The organism is Xenorhabdus thuongxuanensis, from assembly GCF_001908095.1.
In the GTDB taxonomy this organism is placed as follows: domain Bacteria; phylum Pseudomonadota; class Gammaproteobacteria; order Enterobacterales; family Enterobacteriaceae; genus Xenorhabdus; species Xenorhabdus thuongxuanensis.
In genome coordinates this window covers 1-10,093 of record NZ_MKGR01000046.1, presented here as the reverse complement: position 1 = coordinate 10,093, position 10,093 = coordinate 1, and the positions used below count along the sequence as shown (strand labels likewise).

Sequence of the window (10,093 nt, the reverse complement as noted above, 5' to 3'; positions counted from 1 at the left end):
GCTGACAGAAGCGGCCACTATCACACAAACAGTCATCCCCCTTGCTGATCGCAGCCAGCCCTTGCCTTTGTCCTTTGCCCAACAGCGATTATGGTTCCTCGGTCAGCTCGATCCGGCGGCGAGTCAGGCCTATCATCTCCCTGCGGTGCTGCGCTTGGCTGGTTCACTCAATCGCCATGCCCTGACGATGGCGCTTGATCGTCTGGTGGCTCGACATGAAAGTCTGCGGACACGTTTTGTGCTGGTTGAAGGCCAACCCAGCCAGCAGATCGATCCTGCCAATATCGGTTTTGCCCTGTCCTGTCAAGACTTGCGTCAGCTCGATCCTGCTCTGCATATCGACCGTGTAACTGAACTCGCTACTCTTGAGGCCCAAACCCCTTTCGATTTTGCTCAGGGACCGCTTATCCGCGGTCAACTGTTGCAACTGGCCGATAAGGAACACGTGCTGCTGCTCACGCAACATCATATTATTACCGACGGCTGGTCTATTAGTGTGCTGGTACGCGAACTGGGGATTTTCTACCGTGCGGCACTTGATGGCAATGAAGATCCTTTACCACCACTGCCCATTCAGTATGCTGATTATGCGGTCTGGCAATATGAGCAGTTAAAAGAAACAACCCTCGCTGCACAACGTGATTTCTGGTGTGCTCAGCTTGAAGGTGCGCCGGCCTTACTGACGCTGCCCACGGATCGGCCACGCCCAGCAATACAGACCTATGTCGGTGACCAAATCTCTTTCCAGCTTGATGCCACGTTATTGACATCACTAAAAGAACTTGGACAGCGTCATAACAGCACCTTGTTTATGACCCTATTGAGTGCCTGGAGTATCGTGCTGGCCCGACTCAGTAGTCAGGATGATATCGTTATTGGTACTCCAGTCGCTAACCGCCCGAATCATGAGCTTGAAGGGTTGATGGGTTTCTTCGTCAATACGCTGGCCTTGCGCGTTAAATTCAATGATGAACTCAATGTGGCTGATCTGCTTGCACAAGTTCGGGAACGGGCACTTGCCGCCTATGACCATCAGGATCTGCCTTTCGAGCAGGTAGTGGAAACATTACAACCTGAACGTAGCCTAAGCCACAGTCCGCTCTTTCAGGTGATGCTGGCCTTAAATAACACGCCAGCCCAAACACTCATCTTACCTGAACTAAAGCTCACACCATTTGAGCAGACAAATCACAACACTCATTTTGATTTGACATTATCACTGGCAGAAACTGAAAAAGGTTTAGCCGGTGCCTTGTCCTATGCCGCCGCGCTGTTTGATGCTGCAACGGTTGAACGTATGGTCAGTTATTTAACCAATATATTAATAGCAATGGCGGAGAATGAAACACAGCGCATTGCTGACCTGCCAATGTTGCCAGAATCGGAAAAGCAACAGCTATTAATAAACTTCAACGCCACTCAAACAGATTTTCCACAAGATGCCCTGATCCACCAACTGTTTGAAACCCATGCGGAACAGCATCCTGATACTATTGCTGTCGTCTGTGAAGGTCAGACACTGAGCTATAGTGAACTTAACCGCCGAGCCAATCGCCTGGCTCATCACCTGATTACATTGGGCGTGCGCCCGGATGATCGGGTAGCGATTTGTGCTGAACGCAGTTTAGATATGATCGTGGGCTTACTTGGTATCCTTAAGGCCGGCGGGGCTTACGTACCTATCGATCCAAACTATCCGACTGAACGGCTGGTCTATATGCTGGAGGATGCAAGGCCCGTGGCCTTGCTAACTCAAACAGCACAAGCTAACCGACTGGACAACCCCATACCCAAGGTATTGCTTGATGCACAAGATCCATGTTTGGCAACACAGCCGGCTCACAATCCGCAGGCACATACACTGGAACTAACGTCACGCCATCTGGCCTATGTGATCTACACTTCTGGCTCAACAGGGCAGCCAAAAGGTGTGATGGTCGAGCACCGTAGTATCACTCGGCTGGTTATTAATAATACTTACGCAGATATCGGTGCGAACGACTGTGTCGCGCATTGCGCCAATATCGCTTTTGACGCCTCGACCTGGGAAATTTGGTCTGCCCTGCTCAATGGTGGACGTCTGTACATCGTTCCACAATCTGTACTACTCGATCCGGCACGTTTCTGCGCTACCCTAATTAAGGGGCACGTCACCGCCCTCTGGTTGACGGTGGGCTTATTCAATGAATATCTTGATAGCCTCAAGCCCCTGTTTGGGCAATTGCGCTACCTGCTTATTGGCGGCGATGTTCTCGATCCAAGGAGGATACAACAGGTACAATTGGCTAAGTCCCAACCCGCACATTTGATTAATGGATATGGCCCAACGGAAACTACTACGTTTGCTGCAACCTACGAAATGATTTCTCTTATTGATGCGACTCGTTCTATTCCTATCGGTCGCCCGATTGCCAATACCCAAATTTATATTTTGGATGCATATAGTCAGCCCGTTCCCATCGGTGTTGCTGGTGAAATCCATATCGCAGGCGCTGGCGTAGCCCGCGGTTATTTGAATCGCCCTGAACTGACGGCCGAATGTTTCCTCACCAATCCGTTCTCTTCGGAGTCAGACGCCCGCATGTACAAAACCGGCGACCTCGGCCGCTGGCTGCCCGATGGCAATATTGAATACCTCGGCCGCACTGATTTTCAGGTCAAGCTGCGTGGCTTCCGCATTGAACCAGGGGAAATCGAAGCCAGACTCACCCAGTGTGACGGCGTACGTGAAGCGGTGGTGATGTCTCGCGAAGATGAATCGGGTCAGAAACGGCTGGTGGCCTACCTGTTACCGTTGGAAGGGGTTGCATTGGTGCCCGTAGAACTGCGTCAGCAACTGGCCCAGCACCTTGCCGATTATATGCTGCCCAGTGCTTTTGTCACGTTAGCGACTTTCCCGTTAACCCCTAACGGCAAACTTGACCGTCGGGAGTTACCTACCCCCGATCCGTCCGCTTTCGTGACACGGGGCTATAAATCTCCCATCGGTAAAACAGAAAACGCTCTGGCCCAGATCTGGCAGGATTTGTTAGGGCTGGAAAAGATCAGTCGTCATGATCATTTCTTTGAGCTTGGCGGGCACTCGCTGCTCGCTGTACAGTTGTTGAATCGTATGCGTGAACAAAATATGCAGGTTTCATTGACTACCTTGTTCGCCCATCCAACCTTATGTGATCTAGCCTTAGCTATTAAGGAGCACTTCGTCATGCCTGTATCTCCATTTGACGCAAATCCTGTACCACTAAGCCCAGCAGGTTCCTTGCTACCGTTATTCTTGGTGCATGAAACTTCCGGCGATCCTCTGGTTTATTCTCCCTTGGCTGCCTTACTACCACCTGACCTTCCCGTCTATGCCTTGCAGGCACTTGGCGTCCATACACTGGCGCACCCTCCGGTGTCGATTGAAGCACTTGCCGCCTGCCATATTCAGGCCATTCGCCGCATCCAGCCACAAGGGCCTTACCGTCTGATGGGCTGGTCGATTGGGGGGTTGATTGCCTACGAAATAGCCCAACAATTAACAAGTGACGGTGAGACAGTCGAGTTTCTCGGTATGATCGATTCCTATTATCATGCCCATAAAGATGGTAGTGATCCCTCAACAATTATCGACCAATCTGTAAACAAAGAAACAAAGCGAATAGAATTAATCATTAATGCACTGCGTACTCAAAAGAGTATTGACGATGAGAAAGCGTTGGCAGAACTGCACAACCTCAGTAACCTGGAACAGGTACTTGATCACTGCATCGAACGCCAATGGCTGTCGGCAGGTATCACGCGCGAAGATATTCTCCTGCGTTTTTATACCGCCGAGATGATTACACAGCGTGGTCAGGCGTACATCGCGCAAAAATCCGCCTTACCTGTCCATCTCTATACTGCGAAGGAATCAGTCAACAACGATAGTTGGCACGGCTGGCATGACATTGTCGGTCACGATTCGATGCTACACCCTATCGGCGGGACGCATTTCTCCATCATGCAACCTCCCCTGCTAAACCAAGTCGTAGATTCAATCACTGAAAACTTACCGGATGTGCCTGCCTTCGATCCACTGGTTATTATTCAGCAGGGTGCTCCATCCGTATCGCCGCTATTTTGCCTGCCTGGTGCCGGCGCCAGCCCGTCCAGTTTGCTTGAACTGGCCCTATCGCTCCCACAGCAACTTCCGGTATATGCTTTACAAGCACGTGGGTTCACGACTGAGCATAATTTCCCTTACAGTAGTGTCGAAGGGGCGGCTCGTGCCTATATCCAGAAAATCCGGCAAGTCCAACCTCATGGCCCTTATCACCTGCTAGGCCACTCTTTTGGCGGCTGGATTGCCTTTGAAATAGCCTTGCAATTGCAAGCTGAAGGAGAACAGGTATCCGATCTTATTCTTATCGATACCGATGAACCTGACCAGCAAGAAAATGTTCTCAAGTCGGTCAACCGTATTGAGACAATCATGGAATTGATTGATATCTATAATATGATATTAAATCAGCCGCTTCCTCTCGCCAGACTAGATTTGGCTAACCTGGCTGCGGATGAACAAATTCAGCATCTGCACAAAGCCCTGGTTAAGGCAGGCCTTTTCCCGGCAAAAACGCCAATATCATTGTTGCAAGGGATTGTTCGCGTTATGCAGGCTAATCTGAACACCAGTTATATACCTCTCACTAATTATAAGGGGATTTTACATCTGATTAACGCAGAGGAAGGCAATAAGGATGAAAGGAGAACTCGCGAAACCCAATGGCGTCTTCACGCGGCTGAACTCAATACGATAGTTGTGCCCGGCAATCATATGACCATGCTATCCACACCATATGTCGGGCAATGGGTAACCAACCTATGGCAGAATTTGCGTGTTCCTTATTGATAAATAAAGCTACTGAACCCTATGTGAGAGAAAAATATGACCGATATTATTAGTGACCCTAAAGAGGCAAACTATGCTGTATTTTCCTGACAGCCTGAATCACGACGAAGCGGATAAAAAAGCGCTTAACACTCACTGTATGGATGAGCAAGAATGGCAAGCACTGCTTGACCAGTTTATTTCCTGTACCGGTGAGGAAGATCTGGCCGGACTGGAAACGGAAATTACTAGTGACCCTGTCACTTATTGTCTCCGCGAGTTAAACAAACCCATACGCGAACTGACGGAACTTGAAAGTCAATTCTCTTCCGTGATTATCCCAGAATCTCCGGTTGATGCTGGGGCATATGCCCAGCATCTGAGCGAAAATATCCTCAATCAGGTTGTGCCTGTATCATCACCTACCTTTGTTGGTCACATGACATCGGCTCTTCCCAGACATTTGCCTGCACTTGGCAAGATAGTGACAGCCCTGAACCAGAACCTGGTCAAACTGGAAACATCGCATATTTTAACTGCGCTGGAACGCCAGGTTCTGGGTATGATGCACAAGTTGGTATATCACGGTGATGAAACTTTCTATAAACAATGGCTTCACAGCAGTGATCACGCTCTGGCGACTTTCTGTTCTGGGGGAACTGTGGCTAATTTAACCGCCATGTGGGCGTGCCGAAACCAGCTTATGCCCGCCGACGGGGATTTTGCCGGTCTTGCACGTGAGGGATTAGCCAGAGGGCTGATTCATTATGGCTATAGTGGCTTAGCCATTCTGGTATCGGAACTGGGGCACTATTCGCTGAAAAAAACGGTGGATATCCTTGGGTTAGGACAAGATGCCTTGATAGAAGTTGATGCTGACAGAGATGGACGGATCTGCATTGATGCCCTCCTCACACAACTACAGAAACTACGCCAACGCAATATCAAACCCATGGCTATTGTCGGGATAGCTGGCACCACAGAAACCGGTTCCATTGATCCGCTGAACCTTCTGGCGGATATCGCTGAGCAGGAACAGTGTCATTTCCATGTTGATGCCGCCTGGGGCGGAGCGAGTTTGCTGTCCGAACGTTACCGACACTTATTTACGGGTATCGAACGTGCTGATACCGTGACAATCGATGCTCATAAGCAAATGTATGTCCCAATGGGGGCAGGGATGGTGTTATTCCGTCAACCTACCCTGACCAGCGCCATTGCCCAGCATGCTAATTATATTGTGCGCAAAGGATCGAAGGATCTGGGTCGTCATACTTTGGAAGGTTCACGCAGTGCAATGTCGCTGATGTTACACAGTAACTTCCATCTGCTTGGCCGCCAAAGATTGGCTGGCCTGATAGATGCAAGCATTGAGAAAGCGCAACAATTTGCCGATCTCATCCGCCAGCAAGAAGATTTCGAGTTAATCAGTGAGCCACAGCTTTGTCTGTTGACCTATCGCTATGTGCCACCAAAGGTGTTACCGGCATTACGGGAAGGTTCAGAACAGGTGAAACAACAACTACATGAATTAATTAATGCACTGAACCAGAATATCCAAGCTATGCAGTGGACTGCGGGAAAATCTTTTGTCTCACATACCCGTCTCAAACCCGCGCAATGGGCTCGACAACCAACAACAGTTTTACGTGTCGTGCTGGCAAATCCTCTGACTACATTAGCAATACTCGAAAATATGCTTGAGGAGCAGCGTCAGTTAGCACAACAAAACCCGCTCTGGCAAACGCTACACAATTTAATCAATTGAACGTATGGTCTGATATCACAATATTCGTTTGGTTGATTTATATACCCAATAGATTTCAAATGGCAGTTTGAAATCTATTAGATTCTTTTTTATGAATAACTTTCTGACTCTATTCAAAAATTCCCTGCCGCGATCTTTATATCAATATTTTTTATATAAATAATCAAAAAACATACAAACCACCCCCCTTATAACAAATTTTCAAAAAACAAAGCATTCGTTTATGAAAGAGTTAGTTATCCAATCATATTCTAGCGTGCAGCAATGTTACATAACTCAAATTTAATTTATTAGCCTGATTAACTAGTCGCACAAGCAGGAGTTAAACAATGCCTATGTCACGCAATAGTAGCAATAATATTAAATTCCCACTCAGTTCTCCCCAGCAAGTCATTTGGCTCGATCAGCATTTCCGTCCTCATAGTACTTGCTATAACTTAGGTTCAGTTATTCTTGTTGAGGGAAAGTTAGATGAAGCGCTGTTAGCACGCGCTGTTGAGGCCGTTGTTTATCGCCATGATGCATTGCGTTTACGACTCGTTAAAACTCAGGAAGTACCACTGCAAGAACTCACCGATACCTTGCCTGCATCTGTGACAATCCACGATTTCTCAGGTTATGCTGACGCAGAAGAACAAGCTAAACAATATATCCGTACTGCCTTCCTACGGCCGTTTGATTTGCACAGTGAACTATGGCGTTTTGAACTATTACGGGTAAGTGATAATCGTTGGTACTGGCAGCTTTGCTGTCATCATCTTATTGGCGATATAACGACTTTAAGACTTATTCTCGAAGAGATAGCCAACACGTATACTCGGTTAAGCAGAGGAAAAGAATTTACAAAAGCAGCTCCCTCTTATCTCGATTTTATTAATGAGGATCACGCCTATTTAAACTCACAGCGCTATCGACAAGACCAACAATTTTGGTCAGAGCGCTATAAAAACTTACCTTCTGCCTTAATTCAGCCATCAAATTTAGAGAAAACAGCCGATGACGAACACTCAGAACCTCTCATTTGGCAACTGGATAAAACACTATTTCAGCGAATCGAAGACATTGTCGCTGCACATGGATTGTCCGTCCTGCATTTTATGTATGCTGCGCTGGCTTGCTATTTCTCACGTACTGCTTATTCACTAACAAACCGTACCGAAGATGAAGAGATTGTCATTGGTATTCCCATAGATAACCGTAAAAACAGCAAACAAAGACACACGGTGGGGATGTTTTCATCGGTGATTCCAGTCGGTATAACCGTTTCACCCCATGATACTTTCCTTGATGTGATGGACAAAACTGCCGCAGAATTACGTCGTTGCTACAAACATCGGCGTTTTCCAATCTCGGAAATCAACCGGTTCACACAAATCCAGCAAAAGACTGGACGAGCTCAGTTATTCGATATTACGCTGTCATTTGGGCAGATAGATGTGAATGCCGATATTCCAAACGCCACACTTAAATACTCAAAAATACAACGTGGTGCATCGTCCCCTCTTACTATCGCTGTCCATCAATATGTATTCGCTAACAGTGAGGATGCCCAGGAATCTGTCACACTTGAATTTAATTTTTCTCCCAATTACCTGAGTCGTACTGAAGTAATAGCCCTCCAATCTCGTCTCATGGTATTAATAGAAGCTGCCCTGACATCTCCAGAAACCCAGATCCGAAACTTACCTATGTTGCCACAAACAGAGCAGCAACAATTGCTGGTGGATTTCAATGCCACACAGATGGATTTCCCGCAAGAGGCACTGATCCATCAATTGATCGAAGCACAAACTGCAAAAACACCCAATGCAACAGCAGTGGTGTGTGGAGAGCTGTCTCTCAGTTATGAAGAATTGAACCAGCATGCTAATCGTCTGGCTCATCACTTGATTGCACTGGGTGTGCAGCCGGATGATCGGGTCGCCCTCTGTGTCGAACGCAGTCTGGAGATGATGATCGGATTTCTGGCTATCCTCAAAGCCGGCGGGGCTTATGTGCCACTGGATCCCGCTTATCCGGCCGAACGGCTGGTCTATATGCTGGAAGATGCGGCCCCCGTGGCTTTACTGACCCAAGCGGAACTAACCAAATCAGAGTGGCTCGCTCAGTTTAACACCTTGCCCACCCTCTTACTGGATAACCCCGAACCAAATCTGGTAACCCAACCGACTGACAACCCAAACCCTGAAACCCTGGGGTTAGCGTCACACCATCTGGCCTATGTTATTTATACTTCCGGTTCAACGGGGCAACCAAAAGGAGTGATGATCGAACATCAAAGCCTGTGCAACTTGATCGCCACCCAACAACCTACCCTGGCACTCACTACCGATAGTCGTGTCTTACAGTTCGCCTCAAACAGCTTCGATGCCAGTATTTGGGAATGTTGTATGGCCTTAATGGCCGGCGCCCGACTCTATCTGGCCCAACGGGCCAATCTGTTGCCGGGCGCCATCCTGTCTCGCTACTTAGCAGACCAGGCCATCAGCCATGTTATCTTGTCACCGACCGCATTGGCCGCCATGGATGCCCTGCCCGATACCCTGCAAACCTTGTTGGTGGGAGGCGAAGCGTGTCCGCCGACCTTAGTCAAACGCTGGTCACCAGGACGGCAGATGCTCAATGCCTATGGGCCGACGGAAATCACGGTCTGTGCCACACTCTATTCATGTGCCTCTTCCGATGACAGTTCAGCAGATAATCCGCCCCCGATTGGCCGCCCGATTGCCAATACCCGGGTTTATATCCTGGATGCACACGGCCAGCCCGTTCCTCGCGGGGTGGCGGGGGAAATTTATATCGGCGGTGTGGGGGTCGCCCGTGGTTACCTCAATCGCCCGGAACTGACGGCCGAACGTTTCCTGACCGACCCCTTTGCTTCGGAACCCAATGCCCGCATGTACAGAACCGGCGACCTCGGCCGCTGGCGGCCCGATGGCACGATTGACTACCTCGGCCGCAATGATTTTCAGGTCAAACTGCGGGGTTTCCGTATCGAATTGGGGGAAATCGAGGCCAGGCTGACCCAATGTGACGGTGTACGCGAAGCGGTGGTGATCGCTCGTGAAGATGAACCGGGTCAGAAACGACTGGTCGCCTATCTGCAACCAGAAGAGGGGAGCGTGTTGGTGCCCGCGGAACTGCGCCAACAACTGGCGCAGCATTTAACCGAGTATATGTTACCCAGTGCTTTTGTTACCCTGGATGCTTTTCCGCTGACCCCCAATGGCAAACTCGACCGTCAGGCCCTGCCGGCTCCGAATTTATCGGCCGTGGTCGTTCGAGATTATGCCGCCCCCGTGGGCGAAATAGAAATCGCCCTGGCCCACATTTGGCAAACGTTGTTAGGTTTAGAACAAGTGGGTCGTCACGATCACTTCTTTGAATTGGGGGGGCATTCCCTGCTGGCTACCCAACTGGCTGCACGAGTCCGCCAACTATTAGCGCGAGAGTTGCCGTTACAGCAACTCTTCAAG

At 49.0% G+C, this 10,093-nt stretch carries 3 protein-coding genes; all 3 read left to right on the top strand.

The window, feature by feature from the left end; genetic code table 11:
* The coding region (locus Xentx_RS17350; RefSeq protein WP_139292527.1) for an amino acid adenylation domain-containing protein at window positions 1-4,870 on the top strand (4,870 nt) is incomplete at its 5' end.
* 73 nt (window positions 4,871-4,943) lie between these two features.
* Window positions 4,944-6,617 (top strand): pyridoxal-dependent aspartate 1-decarboxylase PanP, encoded by a 1,674-nt coding sequence (panP, locus tag Xentx_RS17345; protein ID WP_074021769.1) that lies wholly within the window; start codon window positions 4,944-4,946, stop codon window positions 6,615-6,617.
* Window positions 6,618-6,946: 329 nt separating this feature from the next.
* Window positions 6,947-10,093, top strand: a 3,147-nt coding sequence (locus Xentx_RS17340) for a non-ribosomal peptide synthetase (protein ID WP_139292526.1), incomplete at its 3' end; no start/stop codon positions are given.

Bases quoted from the DNA above. Each gene is read 5' to 3' on its own strand.
- panP (WP_074021769.1), top strand. From the start codon at position 4,944: ATGCTGTATTTTCCTGACAGCCTGAATCACGACGAAGCGGATAAAAAA.